The organism is Pseudomonas sp., assembly GCF_041601375.1.
In the GTDB taxonomy this organism is placed as follows: Bacteria; Pseudomonadota; Gammaproteobacteria; order Pseudomonadales; family Pseudomonadaceae; genus Aquipseudomonas.
The window spans coordinates 1-12,701 of record NZ_JBFIIG010000119.1; the positions used below are offsets into that span (position 1 = coordinate 1).

A 12,701-nucleotide genomic window follows, 5' to 3' on the forward strand; every position below is an offset into this window, starting at 1 on the left:
CGGTACCTACTACAGCGCCGACCTGCTGGAAAAAACCGTGAGCCCGCCGGCCGCCGCCGAGGAACTGACCCCGCGCGAGCGCGAGGTGCTGCAGATGCTCGTGCAGGGCCTGAGCAACAAGGCCATCGCGCGCATGCTCGAGATCAGCGTGCGCACCGTCGAAACCCATAGGCTCAGCATACGGCGCAAACTGGACGTCGATACCCCGGCCGGACTGGCGAAATATGCACTGGAACGCGGCTGGTTGAGCGTCTGAGGCAGGATCCTGCGGTCGGCTAGTCCGCGCCCTCGAGGCCATTGGCCTGTAGCCACTCGAGGGCCAGTTCACGTGCCTGTCGGGCCTGATAGGCCTGCCAGGCGGGCTGCAGCTGCGGCAGTTTTTCCAGCTCATAGTCGAAGGTGCGCAAGGGCCGGCGGCCGCTCAGGGCATGGCGCAGCAGGGTGTGCGCATGCGGATCGTGCAGGCCGAACAGAAAGGCTTCGCGCATGCCCAGCAGGTCGTCCAGGGCCAGGGGTTCTATGGCCAGGTAGCGGTCGGGCTGGACGTCGTACTTCTCCTCGGTCCCCGGCGCGGGCGCGCCTGGGGCGACGCGCAGCACATTGCCGGTTGCCAGATCCAGGTAATGCTCGACAGCGTCCTGGCTGAGCAGGGCCTGTTCGAGGCGCGGCAGATCGAGGGTCAGGGGGCGCATGGCAGTCGTCTCCAGGGGTGTGAGCGCTTGTGGAAAAACGCCCGCCTACTGCGCTCGATATTGTCACAACCGCTGACCATAGTGCCACGCCCGGGGGCTGGCCAGTCCATCAGTTGGCTCAGCCGGCCGCGCAATGGCCTTCCCCGGCCTTCGTTGTCCGGTGCCGGCGACCGATCAGTTCGCCAGCGTACAGTGCCCAGAGAATGATCAGCGGCTGCATCGGCAGGCGCAGCCAGTAGTACCAGGTCGCCGCCGGCAGGCCCTCGACGTCCAGGCCATCGAGGGCGTTCTTGATATTGGCCGGGAACACGCAGACGAAATACAACGCCAGGGCCAGCGCTGCCCAACGCCGCCAGCGCGGCAGCAGCAGGCCGATGGCGCCGGCCAGCTCGCACAGCCCGGTGAACAGCACCAGTTCCAGGTGATAGAGCAGCATGTCCGGCATCATCGCCAGGTAGCGCTGCGGGGTGAGCAGGTGGTCGCTGCCGACCAGCAGCAGGGCGACGGCCATGGCCAGGCGCATCCGCGCCGGCCAGCCGGACAGCCCCGGCATGCCGCCGCGGTCGGCCAGCAGCGCGAGCAGGGTGAGCAGGATCAGCAGGGCGATAAACAGCATGGTAGACCTCCAGTAGCGTGTCGACTGGCGTGGGGTGCGAGTCGCCGGCATAATGTTGACGTTGCCAACATAAGAGGAGATGTTGTCGGTGTCAACATGCAAGCAGTCCCAGCCCTATCACCATGGTGAACTGAAGCCGGCACTACTGGCGGCGGCGGCCCAGCTGCTCGGCGAAGGCGGTGCGGCGCTCATCAGTCTGCGCGAGGTGGCCCGTCGCGCGGGGGTGTCGCATAACGCGCCCTATCGCCACTTTGCCGACCGCGACAGCCTGCTGGCCGCCCTGGCGGAGGACGGTTTTCGCGAGCTGGGCAGGCGGATGGATGCCGAGGCCGGTGGTTTGGCCGCGCTCGGCCAGTGCTATGTGCGCTTCGCCCTGGAGCAGCCGGGGCGCTTCGCCCTGATGTTCGGCGCCGGTCTGGACAAGACACCTTATCCGCAGCTGCAGCAGGCGGCGCTGGCGTTGTATCAGCGCCTGGCCCGGTCGGTGCACGAGACGGCGCCGGCGTGCGAGCCCGAGGTGGCGACCCTGGCGGCCTGGAGCCTGGTGCACGGCCTCGCTCAGTTGCTCCTGGATCGGCAGTTGAGCGAGTCCGTGCAGGGTGGCTTGAGTGCCGCCGAGCTCAGCGAACGAGTGACCCGCATGTTTGCCGACGGCCTGCAGGGCGGCTGAGACAAGGCTGGGATTCAGTTCGGCTGCACGAGGGCCTCGGCGACGAAGTCGAGGCGGTCCTGGCCGAAGAACATCGCGTTGTCGACGAAGAAGGTCGGGGCGCCGAATACGCCCCGTCTGAGCGCTTCCTCGGTGTTGTCCTTGAGTCGCTGCTTGATCGCCTCGTCGCTGACCAGCTGTTTGAACTCGGCGGCATCCAGGCCGGCGGCGTTCAGCACCGCGGCGACTACCTCGGGGGCGCCGAGGTTCTGCTGCTGCACCCAGAGCGCCTCGAAGATCGTTCTTGCATAGGGCTGGAACCGCTCCGAGCCGAGGTAGCCGACGGCGCCACGCATCAGGGGCAGGGTATTGATCGGGAAGTGCGGGTTGAACGCCAGCGGCACGCCGTAGCGTCTGGCGAAGCGGGCCAGGTCCTGCAGCATGTAGCGGCCCTTGGCCGGGATGCCGATCGGCGACTGGTTGCCGCTGGCCTTGAACACGCCACCGAGCAGCATCGGTCGCCAGACGATCTGCGCCCCGGCCGCTTCGGCGATGTGCGGCAACTGGGTCCAGGCCAGGTAGCTGGTCGGGCTGCCGAAGTCGAAGAAGAACTCTACCTGTTTGCTCATTGGTTTTTCCTGCTGGTTGGGGCTCTGGATCTGACCGTAGCCCGGATAAGCCTTGGCGCAATCCGGGATCGCTGCCTCGGATTGCACCGCGTTTCGCGGCTTATTCGGGCTACGAGTTAAGGCCGCGCAACCATTTGGAGTAATTGGGGCCTTGCATCTACACATAGGATCTACGCGATGGCACGCTCGGAGGATCAGAAGGTTTCCGTCCAGGGACGCAGATCCAGTTCATGCACCCAGCAGTCGCGCGGCTGGCAGTGGATCTGCCAGTAGGTCTCGGCGATATGCTCGGGATTGAGGATGCCGTCCTGTTCCTTGCGCCGGTACAGCTCGGGGAAGCTCTCGCGGATGAAGGCGGTGTCGATGGCGCCGTCGATGATCGGGTGGGCGACATGGATGCCTTGCGGGCCCAGTTCGCGGGCCATGCTCTGGGCCAGGGCGCGCAAGGCGAACTTGGCGCTGGCGAAGGCGGAAAAATTGGCTCGTCCGCGCAGGGAGGCGGTGGCGCCGGTGAAGATGATGCTGCCGCGTGCGCGTGGCAGCATGACCCTGGCCGCTTCGCGACCGGTGAGGAAACCAGCCAGGGCGGCCATTTCCCAGACCTTGCGGTAGACCCGCTCGCTGGTCTCGGTGATGGAAAACTGCACGTTGGCGCCGATATTGAACACCACCGCCTCCAGCGGGCCGACCTCGCGCTCGATAGTGGTGAACAGTTCGAGCACCTCGGCCTCGACCCGGGCATCGCAGGCGAAGGCCCGTGCCGTGCCGCCCTCGGTCTCGATGGCGGCGACCAGTGGCGCCAGTTTGTCCGCGTGGCGGCGGGCCACACAGGCGACATAGCCCTCGCGGGCGAAACGTTTGGCGATGGCGCCGCCGGTCGCGTCGCCCGCGCCCATTACCAGGATTGCTTTGCGTTCAGTCATTGCGGCGCTCCGTTAGTTCTGTTTTGGAACCTTGTTAGATAGTCGGTTCCATTTTGGAACTTGTCAAGCTAAGGTAGGCCATCGAACTTGGAGAGCCGTCATGCGTTGGGAAGACCTCGAGCAACAACCCTGTTCCCTGGCCCGCACCCTGTCGGTGGTCGGCGACCGCTGGACCCTGTTGGTGCTGCGCGAATGTTTTCTCGGCATCCGGCGTTTCGACGAGTTCGAAAAACGCCTGGGCGTGACCCGCCATGTGCTGGCCGAACGCCTGAAGAAACTGGTCGAAGCCGGGGTGCTGGACAAGGTCGCCTATCAACAGCGGCCAGTACGCGAGGAGTACCGCCTGACCGACAAGGGCCGCGACCTGTATCCCGCCGTGCTGGCTCTGGTCAACTGGGGCGACCGCCATATGAGCGGGGCCGAAGGCGCACCGATTCGCCATCGGCACAGCCACTGTGGCCGGCCGATGCACGGCGTGCTGGTCTGCTCGGAATGTGGCGAGGCGCTGCAGCCGGGCGATGTAGTGCTGGAGGAGGCGCCGGCGTTCAAGGGGCAGTTGCTGCCGGCGCACTGGCAGGTGCAGCGGATTGGAGAAAAACCCTAGGAGCACGCCATGCGTGCGATCGATGTCCCGGAAATCACCGTTTCGCGGGCACGCCAGCAGGTTGATTTCGTTGGGCTTCGTTCCTCAGCCTACGCAGCCCGGCCCAACCTGCAATTTGCGCTCGCTTGCCATTCTCGGACAATCTCCTAGAACAGGCGCGCCAGCAGGGCCGTCACCGCCGTCTCCACGCGCAGGATGCGCTCGCCCAGTTGCACCGGTTGCAGGCCGGCCTCTTGCAGCTTCTCCACCTCATAGGGAATCCAGCCGCCTTCCGGGCCTATGGCCAGGGTCACGGCTCGATCCACCGCCCGTGGGCAGGCCGGGTAGGCACCGGGGTGGCCGATCAGGCCGAGGCTGTCGGCGGCCAGCGCCTGCAGGCGGTCTTCGACGAAGGGCTTGAAGCGCTTCTCGATGATGATTTCCGGCAGCACCGTGTCGCGGGCCTGTTCCAGGCCGAGGATCAGTTGTTCGCGAATCGCCGCCGGCTCGAGAAAGGGCGTCTGCCAGAAACTCTTCTCGACCCGGTAGCTGTTCAGCAGCACCAGCCTGGGCACGCCCATGGCACTGATCGTCTGCAGCACACGGCGCAGCATCTTCGGCCGCGGCAGGGCCAGCAGCAGGGTGATCGGCAGTTTTTCCGGGGCGCTCTGGTCAAGCTCGATCGAGAGTTCGGCCTGCTCGGCATCCAGGCGCAGCAACTGGCCGCTGCCCATCAAGCCATCCAGGCGACCGACCCGCAGGCGGTCGCCGACCTCGGCGCGGTGCACCTCATGCAGGTGCTTGAGGCGCCGACCGCTGAGCAGCGCCCGGTCCGCGGCAACGAAGTCGCCGTCTTCCAGCAGCAGCAGGTTCAAGGTTGCGCGGCAGGTGGCTGGTCGTCGTTTTCCTGCTCAGCGGCCTCGGCCTCGTGTTGGTCGCGGCGCTTGACCAGGCTACCCCAGAGCAGGCCCGCCTCGAACAGCAGCCACATGGGCACGGCAAGCAGGGTCTGCGAGAGGATGTCCGGCGGCGTCAGCACCATGCCCACGGCGAAGCAGCCGACGATCACATAGGGTCGGCCCTTGCGCAGGGTGGCTACGTCGACGATACCGACCCAGATCAGCAGAAAGGTCGCCACCGGTATCTCGAAGGCCACGCCGAAGGCGAAGAACAGGGTGAGGACGAAATCCAGGTATTGGCCGATGTCGGTCATCATCGCCACCCCTTCCGGGGTCACGCTGGCGAAGAAGCCGAACATGATCGGGAACACGGCGAAATAGGCGAAGGCCATGCCGGCATAGAACAGCAGGATGCTGGAGATCAGCAAGGGGATGGCGATGCGCTTTTCGTGCTTGTACAGGCCCGGCGCGATGAAGCCCCAGATCTGATGCAGGATGATCGGCATCGACAGAAACAGGGCGACCATCATGGTCAGCTTGAACGGCGTCAGGAAGGGCGAGGCCACACCCGTGGCGATCATGGTCGCGCCTTCCGGCAGGTAAGCCCGCAGGGGTGCGGCGACCAGCGCGTAGATCTCCTGGGAGAAGTAGAACAGCCCGGCAAACAGCAGCAGCACGGCGCCCACAATGCGCAGCAGGCGCGTGCGCAGTTCGGTCAGGTGCGATACCAGGGGCATTTCCTGATCGCTGTGCGTTGGTAAGCTCATGGTTGCGGGCTTTTATCCTGGCTGCTGCGGTTGTCTGTTTCGGCCGTAGGGGTGGCGTCAGCGACCGGGTTTGACTCGGTAATGCTGCTGAAAGGCGCATCAAGGGTCTGCTTCATGGCCTTCATTTCCCGTTCAAGGTCGAGGATCTGCTCGTTATGCAGCTGCCGGCGGATCTCGTCGGCGCCGATCTCGCGTTCGACTTCGGCCTTGATCGCGCTGAAGCTGCGCTTGACCCGACCGATCCATAGCCCGGCCGTGCGCACGGCACCGGGCAGGCGGTCGGGGCCGAGCACCACCAGGGCGACCACGCCAATCAGCAGCAGTTCGGTAAAGCCTATGTCGAACATGGCTCAGTCTTTCTTCGTCGGTTCTTCGACCTTGCGCGCCTGGGCATCGATGGTCTGGCCCTTGGGCTCTTCCACCGACGGCTTGTCGCCGTCTTCGTTACCCATCGATTTCTTGAAGCCCTTGATCGCGTCGCCGAGGTCGGAGCCCAGGCCTTTCAGGCGCTTGGTACCGAACAGCATGACCACGATCAGCAGGATGATCACCAGTTGCCAAATGCTAATGCCACCGAAACCCATGATGCGTACTCCTCAGTAGCTGGTTGTTGATAAATAGCGGGTCAGGCTTGCGGGCGCGCGGCTTTTTCCGCGTGTCCGGACAGCCCGAAGCGTCGATCCAGTTCGTCCAGCACCGCTTGCGGATGCTGGCCGAGGGCGGCGAGCATGATCAGGCTGTGGAACCACAGGTCGGCGGTTTCGTAGATCAGTTCGCTGCAGTCGCCGCTGACGGCCGCGTCCTTGGCGGCGAGAATGGTTTCCACCGATTCTTCGCCGACTTTCTCGAGGATCTTGTTCAGACCCTTGTGGTACAGGCTGGCGACGTAGGAGCTGTCGGGCGCGGCACCTTTGCGCGCCTCCAGGACCTCGGCCAGACGGCTCAGGGTGTCAGTCATGGCTGTGTCCTTTGGCGTAGATGGCATGCGGGTCTTTGAGCACGGCATCGACGGTTTTCCAGGCGCCGTTGTCGAACACCCGATAGAAGCAGCTTTCCCGGCCGGTGTGGCAGGCGATGCCGCCCAATTGCTCGACCTTGAGGATGATCACGTCGGCGTCGCAATCCAGGCGCAGTTCATGCAGCTTCTGCACATGGCCGGACTCCTCGCCCTTGCGCCACAGCTTGCCGCGCGAGCGCGACCAGTAGATGGCGCGCTGTTCGGCGGCGGTCAGGGCCAGGGCTTCGCGGTTCATCCAGGCCATCATCAGCACGCGGCCGGTATGGTGATCCTGGGCAATCGCCGGCACCAGGCCGTCGCTGTTCCAGTTGATTTCGTCGAGCCAATCGGTCATCGCTGCTTCCGCCCGTCACGGGCCTGTGGGATAGGGTTCTAGTGTGCCAGCGTGGCTGCGGTGTGGCTATCGGCGCAGCACCAGATAAAGACCGCCGGCGAGCATGGCCCAACTGGGCCAGACCAGCAGGCTGAGGGCCAGCCCTTGGCTGGCCGCGCCGCCGATCAACAGGGCGCCGAGCAAGCGCCCGGGCCACTGGTGCGGGTTGACGGACTCGCCGTTGTTTGCCGCGAGCGGCTGCTGGTTGAGGCGTTCCAGGGTGTCGCGGGCCATCTGCGACAGATGCGGCACCTGTTCGGCCTGCTGCTGCAGGTTGCGCAGCAGGTGCAGCGGGCTGACCCGTTCGCGCATCCAGCGCTCGAGGAAGGGCTGGGCGGTCGTCCACAGGTCCAGGTCCGGGTAGAGCTGGCGGCCCAGGCCTTCGATGTTGAGCAGGGTTTTCTGCAACAGCACCAGCTGCGGCTGCACCTCCATGTTGAAGCGCCGGGCGGTCTGGAACAGGCGCAGGAGCAACTGGCCGAAGGAAATATCCTTCAGCGGCCGCTCGAAGATCGGCTCGCAGACGGTGCGGATCGCCGCCTCGAAATCGTTGACCTTGGTGTCGGCCGGCACCCAGCCGGAGTCGATGTGCAGTTGCGCCACGCGGCGGTAGTCGCGCTTGAAGAAGGCCAGCAGGTTGCGCGCCAGGTAGTCCTGGTCTTCGGCGGTGAGGCTGCCGATGATGCCGCAGTCGATCGCGATGTACTGCGGGTTCCAGGGCGTGCGGGTGCTGACGAAGATATTGCCGGGGTGCATGTCGGCGTGAAAGAAGCTGTCACGGAACACCTGGGTGAAGAAGATCTCCACGCCGCGCTCGGCCAGCAGCTTCATGTCGGTACGCTGGTCGGCGAGGGTCGTCAGATCGGTGACCTGGATGCCGTAGATGCGCTCCATCACCAGCACCTTGGGGCGACACAGCTCCCAGTACACCTGGGGCACGTAGAGCAGCGGCGAGTCCTCGAAGTTGCGCCGCAACTGGCTGGCGTTGGCCGCCTCGCGCAGCAGATCGAGTTCGTCGTAGATGGTTTTCTCGTAATCGCCGACCACTTCCACCGGGCGCAGGCGGCGTGCATCGGCGGAGGCCTTCTCGGCCAGTTTGGCCAGCAGGAACAGCCAGGCCAGGTCTTGGCGGATCACCGGTTCGAGGCCGGGGCGGATCACCTTGACCACCACTTCTTCACCGCTCTTCAGTTGCGCGCCGTGTACCTGGGCAACCGAGGCGGAGGCCAGCGGCTGGGCGTCGAAGCGGGCGAAGACGTCGCCGACCTTGGCGCCGAGCTGGGTTTCGATCAGCATCCGCGAATGCTCCTGGTCGAACGGCGGCACCCGGTCCTGCAGCTTGGCCAGCTCATCGGCGATATCCATCGGCAGCAGATCGCGACGGGTAGAGAGCAATTGACCGAATTTGATGAAGATCGGCCCCAGTTCTTCCAGGGCCAGGCGCAGGCGGGCGCCGCGCGACAAGTGCAGGGCCTTGCGCGGCAGCCAGCGCCACGGCAGGGCATAGCGTAGCGCGCGCAGCCAGAGCGGCAGGGCTTGGGCGAACAGCAGGTCATCCAGTTGGTAGCGGATGACCACGCGTTGAATACGCAGCAGACGACGAACGGCGAGCAGCTTCATGCGTTGCACTTATGCGGTTGGATGAGGCGCTCGATGCGGGCATCGAGACGGTCGAGGTCGAGCTTGAGCCGATCGAGTTCGGCGAAGCGGGCGTCGGCTTCGCGTTGGCCGACCAGGCTACGCGATTCTTCGTTGAGGTAGTCGGCCAGATTGAGGCGCAGGCTGTCGAGGGTCTGGTTGGTCCAGTTGGCCCGGCTGCGTATATGGCTGCCGAGTAGCTGGCTGGCGACCGGGCCGAGCCAGCGCGACAGTTCGTACTCCCAGTCCAGCTCCAGGTCCTGGAGGATGCCGGCCAGTTCCAGGAGGACGGCGCTGTCGCCGTCCAGTTCGACTTGCGGGCTGTGCAGCACCGCCGTTTTGTCCTTGCCGGTGGCCAAGCGCAACAGGCTTGCGGCAGGCGCACGCAGGCGGCAATCGGCCTCGCCGGCCCATTGCCCGGCCAATTGCAGGCCTTCGCCACTGGGCAGGATGAACAGCTGCAGCGCCGGCGCCGTGCAGTCCAGCGCGATCACCCGGCCGCTCAAGCGCGCCAGGCGTGGCAGTGCCGTGCTGTCCAGGGCCAGCACCCGGTTGAGGCCGAGCTCGACGCCGGCCAGCAGGGCGGTGCTGAGCATCAGGGTTTGATGCCGCGGTGCAGGGCGACGATGCCGCCGGTCATGTTGTGATAGGTGACGCGTTCGAAGCCGGCCTCGACCATCATGGCCTTGAGGGTGTCCTGATCGGGGTGCATGCGGATCGACTCGGCCAGGTAGCGGTAGCTCTCGGCATCGTTGGTGATCAGCTTGCCCATCAGCGGCATGAAGTTGAACGAGTAGGTGTCGTAGACCTTGGACAGCAGGCTGCTGGAGGGCTTGGAGAATTCCAGCACCAGCAGGCGCCCGCCGGGTTTGAGCACGCGCAGCATGGAGCGGATGGCGTCCTCTTTATGGGTGACGTTGCGCAGGCCGAAGGCGATGGTCACGCAATCGAAATGATTGTCCGGAAACGGCAGCTTTTCTGCGTCGGCCTGGACGAAGCGGACGTTGCCGGCCACGCCGCGGTCGAGCAGGCGGTCGCGACCGACCTTGAGCATCGATTCGTTGATGTCGGCCAGCACCACTTCGCCGCTGGGTCCGACCAGGCTGGCGAACTTGCGCGCCAGGTCGCCGGTACCGCCGGCGATATCCAGCACCCGGTTACCCGGACGTACGCCGGACAGCTCGATGGTGAAGCGCTTCCACAGGCGATGCATGCCGCCCGAGAGCAGGTCGTTCATCAGGTCGTATCTGGCGGCCACCGAATGAAACACTTCGGCGACTTTTTCCGCCTTCTGGCTTTCCGGTACATCCTGGAAACCAAAGTGGGTGGTGGGTTCGCTGTCGCTGTGCTTGCGCGGGTCGTTCATCTCGCCCTTACCTGAATATAGAGAGGCTGAATCAAAGTGGCGGCCATTCTAAACCGAAAAGCAGCTATAGGCTTCAAGCGACAAGCTTCAAGTAACAGCGGCCTCAGGCTTCAGGTCATAGGCGGCAGGGAAAAGCTGGGCGGGTTTTGCGCGCCGGCTCGCACACTGGCTCGCTTGCAGCTTGCAGCTTGCAGCTTGCAGCTTGCAGCCTTGCTATAGTCGCGCGACTTAAGGTCGCAGTTGGTCTGCACAGGAGAAACGCCATGGCCAGAATTGATGTGCAACGCCCCCATGCGCTCGGTCGCGAGGTGGCCCGGGAAAAAGCCGAGCAATTGGCCGAACGCCTGGCCCGCGAATACGCCGTGCGCTACAGCTGGAACGGCGACACCCTTGAGTTCAAACGCAGCGGTGCCGATGGGCGCATCGAAGTGGGCGAGGATCGGGTGCATGTGCAGCTCAACCTCGGCCTGTTGCTGTCTGCCATGAGCGGCCGCATCAAGCGCGAGATCGAAGAAGTGCTGGATAAGAGTCTCAAGGCCTGAAACGCTCGCCTACAGCGGCCGCCCGCTGCTCCGATCGGATGCCTCGAGCAACCCGCGATCCGACTCCTCCACGGCTGCACGCAGCTGCGCCTTGCCGCGAGCGTCTGGATACGGTCTCGTCGGCGGGTATTTTTGACGTCTAGTATGTGGTTTCTAATTTTCCTCGCTACCGTGCACTCAAGCCTGCATTCCGTGGGCGTTTCCTCAAACCACTGCGCGTGAGGTGCACCATGTCGAAAGTTGCCGTGAAGAAAATTGAAGTCGAAGATAAAGCCACAGTGCTGACCGACGCCAAAGGCTATGCCCGCAAGATCTGGCTGGCCGGTCTGGGCGCCTATGCCAAAGCCGGGCAGGAAGGCTTCGAGTATTTCAAGGAGCTGGTCAAGAGCGGCGAAAGTGTCGAAGAGCAGGGCAAGAAGCTGGTCAGCGAGCAGGTCGAGGTGGCCAACAGCCAGATCGACCAGGTCAAGAACAACGTGACCGGCAACGTCAACAGCGTCAAAGGTAAAGTCGAAGTGCAGCTCGATAAGATCGAGAAGGCGTTCGACGCCCGTGTGGCCAGTGCGCTCAACCGTATCGGCATCCCGTCCAGGCAGGATGTTGCAGCACTCTCTGCTAAACTTGACGAGCTGAGCGCGTTGCTCGAGCAAGTCGCGCGTACCAAATAAGGAGAACAGCATGGCTGTCAAAAAGAAAACCGAAAAGCAGGCCAGCTCCTGGATCGGCGAGGTTGAAAAATACTCGCGGCAGATCTGGTTGGCAGGCCTGGGTGCTTACTCCAAGGTCAGCAAGGACGGCACCAAGCTGTTCGATACGCTGGTCAAGGACGGCGAAAAAGCCGAGAAGCTGGCCAAGAGCGAAGTCGAGAAGCAAGTCGATGCGGTGAAGTCCACTGTCGAATCGAAGGTGGGCAGTACCAAGTCCAGGGTCGACGAGGTCAAGGATCGGGCAATCGGCAAATGGAGCGAGCTGGAAGAAGCGTTCGACAAGCGCCTGAACAATGCCATTTCGCGTCTCGGCGTACCGAGCCGCAATGAAGTGAAGGCGCTCAATGCCAAGGTCGAAAGCCTGACCAAGCAGATCGAGCAACTGACCGGTGTTTCGGTCAAGCCAGCCGCCAAGCCGGCCGCGAAAACAGCCGCCAAGCCTGCGCTCAAAGCCGCTGCCAAGCCGGCCGCTAAAGCTGCTGCCAAGCCTGCACCCAAGGCAGCCGCTAAGCCGGCCGCTAAAGCTGCGGCCAAGGCGCCGGCTAAGCCTGCGGCCAAGGCGGCGAGCAAACCCGCCGCCAAGCCCGCGGAAAAAGTGGTTGCCAAGCCGGCGGCCGAACCTGCTGCAGCGCAACCAGCCGCGGCGCCTGCGCCTGCTTCGGCACCGGTAACTGCTGCAGAAACACCGGCTCGTCAGTCCTAGAGACTCACCGCCACACACGCAAGCGCCCGGCCTAGTGCCGGGCGTTTGCGTGTGTGCTTGGGTTCATGCCGGGTTTGGCGTTTGTGAAAAAATCGAGCGCCGTCGCGCGGTGGCTGCAGTAGGCGAGAGTCTTTACCGAGCGCTCGGTTGCGGGCTCAGGCTTCCAGGTAGCGTTGCGCCAGATGTTCGGCAGCGAAGCGTGATTCGCTCGTCAGGTGGGGCGCCACCAGCATCATCACCTGATAGACCACCAGGCGGCTCTCGCCCTCGCGGCCGATGATGCGCTGGTAATCCAGGGAGAACAGCAGGGTCATGGTGATCTGTTCGACCAGTTGGCCGAGGGAGTTGGTATCGCTGACTAGCTGGTTTTCCGCTTTCAGTCGCGCCAGCAGCGATGCCAGGGTGCGTTTCAAGGCGTTCAGCCAGTTACGGATGCCGCGGGCCAGCTTTGGCAGGCGCCCGGCCAGGTTGGACAGGTCCTGGAACAGGAAGCGGTAGTGCGCCAGGCGCTCGACGATCAGGTGCAGGAACAGCCAGTAGTCCTCGACATCCAGGCGTGCGTCGTCTGGAGGGTTGAGCAGTGGCGCCAGTTCCGC

General features: G+C 64.2%; 20 protein-coding genes. 6 read left to right on the forward strand and 14 right to left on the reverse strand.

Going from position 1 to position 12,701, the window contains the following annotated elements:
- The coding region (locus tag ABZE94_RS14960) for a response regulator transcription factor (RefSeq protein WP_372876294.1) at positions 1 to 256 on the forward strand (256 nt) is incomplete at its 5' end.
- Between the two features lie 19 nt (positions 257 to 275).
- On the opposite strand, the gene ABZE94_RS14965 is transcribed toward ABZE94_RS14960, so the two are convergent.
- Entirely contained in the window at positions 276 to 692 is a 417-nt protein-coding gene (locus ABZE94_RS14965) for a UPF0158 family protein (protein ID WP_372876295.1), read from the reverse strand.
- Positions 693 to 810: 118 nt separating this feature from the next.
- Positions 811 to 1,308 carry a DoxX family protein gene (locus ABZE94_RS14970; RefSeq protein ID WP_372876296.1) on the reverse strand — a complete coding sequence of 166 codons (498 nt, stop codon included), beginning with the start codon at positions 1,306 to 1,308 and terminating at the stop codon, positions 811 to 813.
- A gap of 88 nt (positions 1,309 to 1,396) precedes the next feature.
- Here ABZE94_RS14970 and ABZE94_RS14975 point away from each other — a divergent pair, with 88 nt between their 5' ends.
- Positions 1,397 to 1,978 (forward strand): TetR/AcrR family transcriptional regulator, encoded by a 582-nt coding sequence (locus ABZE94_RS14975; protein WP_372876297.1) that lies wholly within the window; start codon positions 1,397 to 1,399, stop codon positions 1,976 to 1,978.
- A 14-nt stretch (positions 1,979 to 1,992) separates the two neighbouring features.
- Here ABZE94_RS14975 and ABZE94_RS14980 read toward each other — a convergent pair whose 3' ends face one another.
- Positions 1,993 to 2,586 carry a 2-hydroxychromene-2-carboxylate isomerase gene (locus ABZE94_RS14980; protein WP_372876298.1) on the reverse strand — a complete coding sequence of 198 codons (594 nt, stop codon included), beginning with the start codon at positions 2,584 to 2,586 and terminating at the stop codon, positions 1,993 to 1,995.
- 194 nt (positions 2,587 to 2,780) lie between these two features.
- A complete protein-coding gene (locus tag ABZE94_RS14985; protein WP_372876299.1) occupies positions 2,781 to 3,509 on the reverse strand; it encodes an SDR family oxidoreductase in 729 nt (242 codons plus the stop codon).
- Positions 3,510 to 3,609: 100 nt separating this feature from the next.
- On the opposite strand from ABZE94_RS14985, the gene ABZE94_RS14990 reads away from it, so the two are divergent.
- Positions 3,610 to 4,113: a winged helix-turn-helix transcriptional regulator gene (locus tag ABZE94_RS14990; protein WP_372876300.1), complete on the forward strand. Its 504-nt coding sequence runs from the start codon at positions 3,610 to 3,612 to the stop codon at positions 4,111 to 4,113.
- A 146-nt stretch (positions 4,114 to 4,259) separates the two neighbouring features.
- Here ABZE94_RS14990 and ABZE94_RS14995 read toward each other — a convergent pair whose 3' ends face one another.
- From ABZE94_RS14995 to ubiE, 9 genes are all read right to left on the reverse strand, one after another.
- On the reverse strand, positions 4,260 to 4,967 hold the full coding sequence (locus ABZE94_RS14995) for a 16S rRNA (uracil(1498)-N(3))-methyltransferase (protein ID WP_372876301.1): 708 nt from the start codon (positions 4,965 to 4,967) through the stop codon (positions 4,260 to 4,262).
- Positions 4,964 to 5,758 carry a twin-arginine translocase subunit TatC gene (tatC, locus tag ABZE94_RS15000; protein WP_372876302.1) on the reverse strand — a complete coding sequence of 265 codons (795 nt, stop codon included), beginning with the start codon at positions 5,756 to 5,758 and terminating at the stop codon, positions 4,964 to 4,966. Before tatC ends, ABZE94_RS14995 begins: the two co-directional genes overlap by 4 nt.
- Positions 5,755 to 6,105 (reverse strand): Sec-independent protein translocase protein TatB, encoded by a 351-nt coding sequence (tatB, locus tag ABZE94_RS15005; RefSeq protein WP_372876303.1) that lies wholly within the window; start codon positions 6,103 to 6,105, stop codon positions 5,755 to 5,757. The genes tatC and tatB overlap by 4 nt, the downstream gene beginning before the upstream one ends.
- Positions 6,106 to 6,108: 3 nt before the next feature.
- A complete protein-coding gene (gene tatA / locus ABZE94_RS15010) occupies positions 6,109 to 6,342 on the reverse strand; it encodes a twin-arginine translocase TatA/TatE family subunit (protein WP_318948832.1) in 234 nt (77 codons plus the stop codon).
- 41 nt (positions 6,343 to 6,383) lie between these two features.
- The gene (locus tag ABZE94_RS15015) at positions 6,384 to 6,716 is read right to left on the reverse strand and encodes a phosphoribosyl-ATP diphosphatase (RefSeq protein ID WP_372876304.1); all 333 of its coding nucleotides are present in this window, start codon (positions 6,714 to 6,716) and stop codon (positions 6,384 to 6,386) included.
- Positions 6,709 to 7,110 carry a phosphoribosyl-AMP cyclohydrolase gene (hisI, locus tag ABZE94_RS15020; RefSeq protein ID WP_372876305.1) on the reverse strand — a complete coding sequence of 134 codons (402 nt, stop codon included), beginning with the start codon at positions 7,108 to 7,110 and terminating at the stop codon, positions 6,709 to 6,711. The genes ABZE94_RS15015 and hisI overlap by 8 nt, the downstream gene beginning before the upstream one ends.
- 66 nt (positions 7,111 to 7,176) lie before the next feature.
- Positions 7,177 to 8,769 carry a ubiquinone biosynthesis regulatory protein kinase UbiB gene (gene ubiB, locus ABZE94_RS15025; protein ID WP_372876306.1) on the reverse strand — a complete coding sequence of 531 codons (1,593 nt, stop codon included), beginning with the start codon at positions 8,767 to 8,769 and terminating at the stop codon, positions 7,177 to 7,179.
- Positions 8,766 to 9,383, reverse strand: coding sequence for an SCP2 domain-containing protein (locus ABZE94_RS15030; RefSeq protein WP_372876307.1), 618 nt, complete (start codon positions 9,381 to 9,383; stop codon positions 8,766 to 8,768). Before ABZE94_RS15030 ends, ubiB begins: the two co-directional genes overlap by 4 nt.
- On the reverse strand, positions 9,383 to 10,153 hold the full coding sequence (gene ubiE / locus ABZE94_RS15035; RefSeq protein ID WP_372876308.1) for a bifunctional demethylmenaquinone methyltransferase/2-methoxy-6-polyprenyl-1,4-benzoquinol methylase UbiE: 771 nt from the start codon (positions 10,151 to 10,153) through the stop codon (positions 9,383 to 9,385). The genes ABZE94_RS15030 and ubiE overlap by 1 nt, the downstream gene beginning before the upstream one ends.
- Before the next feature lie 263 nt (positions 10,154 to 10,416).
- Here ubiE and ABZE94_RS15040 point away from each other — a divergent pair, with 263 nt between their 5' ends.
- From ABZE94_RS15040 to ABZE94_RS15050, 3 genes are all read left to right on the forward strand, one after another.
- Positions 10,417 to 10,695: a polyhydroxyalkanoic acid system family protein gene (locus ABZE94_RS15040; RefSeq protein ID WP_372876309.1), complete on the forward strand. Its 279-nt coding sequence runs from the start codon at positions 10,417 to 10,419 to the stop codon at positions 10,693 to 10,695.
- Positions 10,696 to 10,925: 230 nt separating this feature from the next.
- Positions 10,926 to 11,363 (forward strand): phasin family protein, encoded by a 438-nt coding sequence (locus ABZE94_RS15045; RefSeq protein ID WP_372876310.1) that lies wholly within the window; start codon positions 10,926 to 10,928, stop codon positions 11,361 to 11,363.
- A gap of 10 nt (positions 11,364 to 11,373) precedes the next feature.
- Complete coding sequence (locus ABZE94_RS15050; protein WP_372876311.1) at positions 11,374 to 12,105, forward strand: phasin family protein; 732 nt, start codon at positions 11,374 to 11,376, stop codon at positions 12,103 to 12,105.
- A gap of 155 nt (positions 12,106 to 12,260) precedes the next feature.
- Here the strand turns inward: ABZE94_RS15050 and ABZE94_RS15055 are convergent.
- Positions 12,261 to 12,701, reverse strand: a 441-nt coding sequence (locus ABZE94_RS15055; protein ID WP_372876312.1) for a TetR/AcrR family transcriptional regulator, incomplete at its 5' end; no start/stop codon positions are given.

What these genes read in the sequence shown, in the direction of transcription:
- ABZE94_RS14965 (WP_372876295.1), bottom strand. Translation starts at nt 692, where the DNA reads ATGCGCCCCCTGACCCTCGATCTGCCGCGCCTCGAACAGGCCCTGCTC.
- ABZE94_RS14970 (WP_372876296.1), bottom strand. Translation starts at nt 1,308, where the DNA reads ATGCTGTTTATCGCCCTGCTGATCCTGCTCACCCTGCTCGCGCTGCTG.
- ABZE94_RS14980 (WP_372876298.1), bottom strand. Translation starts at nt 2,586, where the DNA reads ATGAGCAAACAGGTAGAGTTCTTCTTCGACTTCGGCAGCCCGACCAGC.
- ABZE94_RS14985 (WP_372876299.1), bottom strand. Translation starts at nt 3,509, where the DNA reads ATGACTGAACGCAAAGCAATCCTGGTAATGGGCGCGGGCGACGCGACC.
- ABZE94_RS14990 (WP_372876300.1), top strand. Translation starts at nt 3,610, where the DNA reads ATGCGTTGGGAAGACCTCGAGCAACAACCCTGTTCCCTGGCCCGCACC.
- tatC (WP_372876302.1), bottom strand. Translation starts at nt 5,758, where the DNA reads ATGAGCTTACCAACGCACAGCGATCAGGAAATGCCCCTGGTATCGCAC.
- tatB (WP_372876303.1), bottom strand. Translation starts at nt 6,105, where the DNA reads ATGTTCGACATAGGCTTTACCGAACTGCTGCTGATTGGCGTGGTCGCC.
- tatA (WP_318948832.1), bottom strand. Translation starts at nt 6,342, where the DNA reads ATGGGTTTCGGTGGCATTAGCATTTGGCAACTGGTGATCATCCTGCTG.
- ABZE94_RS15015 (WP_372876304.1), bottom strand. Translation starts at nt 6,716, where the DNA reads ATGACTGACACCCTGAGCCGTCTGGCCGAGGTCCTGGAGGCGCGCAAA.
- hisI (WP_372876305.1), bottom strand. Translation starts at nt 7,110, where the DNA reads ATGACCGATTGGCTCGACGAAATCAACTGGAACAGCGACGGCCTGGTG.
- ubiB (WP_372876306.1), bottom strand. Translation starts at nt 8,769, where the DNA reads ATGAAGCTGCTCGCCGTTCGTCGTCTGCTGCGTATTCAACGCGTGGTC.
- ABZE94_RS15030 (WP_372876307.1), bottom strand. Translation starts at nt 9,383, where the DNA reads ATGCTCAGCACCGCCCTGCTGGCCGGCGTCGAGCTCGGCCTCAACCGG.
- ubiE (WP_372876308.1), bottom strand. Translation starts at nt 10,153, where the DNA reads ATGAACGACCCGCGCAAGCACAGCGACAGCGAACCCACCACCCACTTT.
- ABZE94_RS15040 (WP_372876309.1), top strand. Translation starts at nt 10,417, where the DNA reads ATGGCCAGAATTGATGTGCAACGCCCCCATGCGCTCGGTCGCGAGGTG.
- ABZE94_RS15045 (WP_372876310.1), top strand. Translation starts at nt 10,926, where the DNA reads ATGTCGAAAGTTGCCGTGAAGAAAATTGAAGTCGAAGATAAAGCCACA.
- ABZE94_RS15050 (WP_372876311.1), top strand. Translation starts at nt 11,374, where the DNA reads ATGGCTGTCAAAAAGAAAACCGAAAAGCAGGCCAGCTCCTGGATCGGC.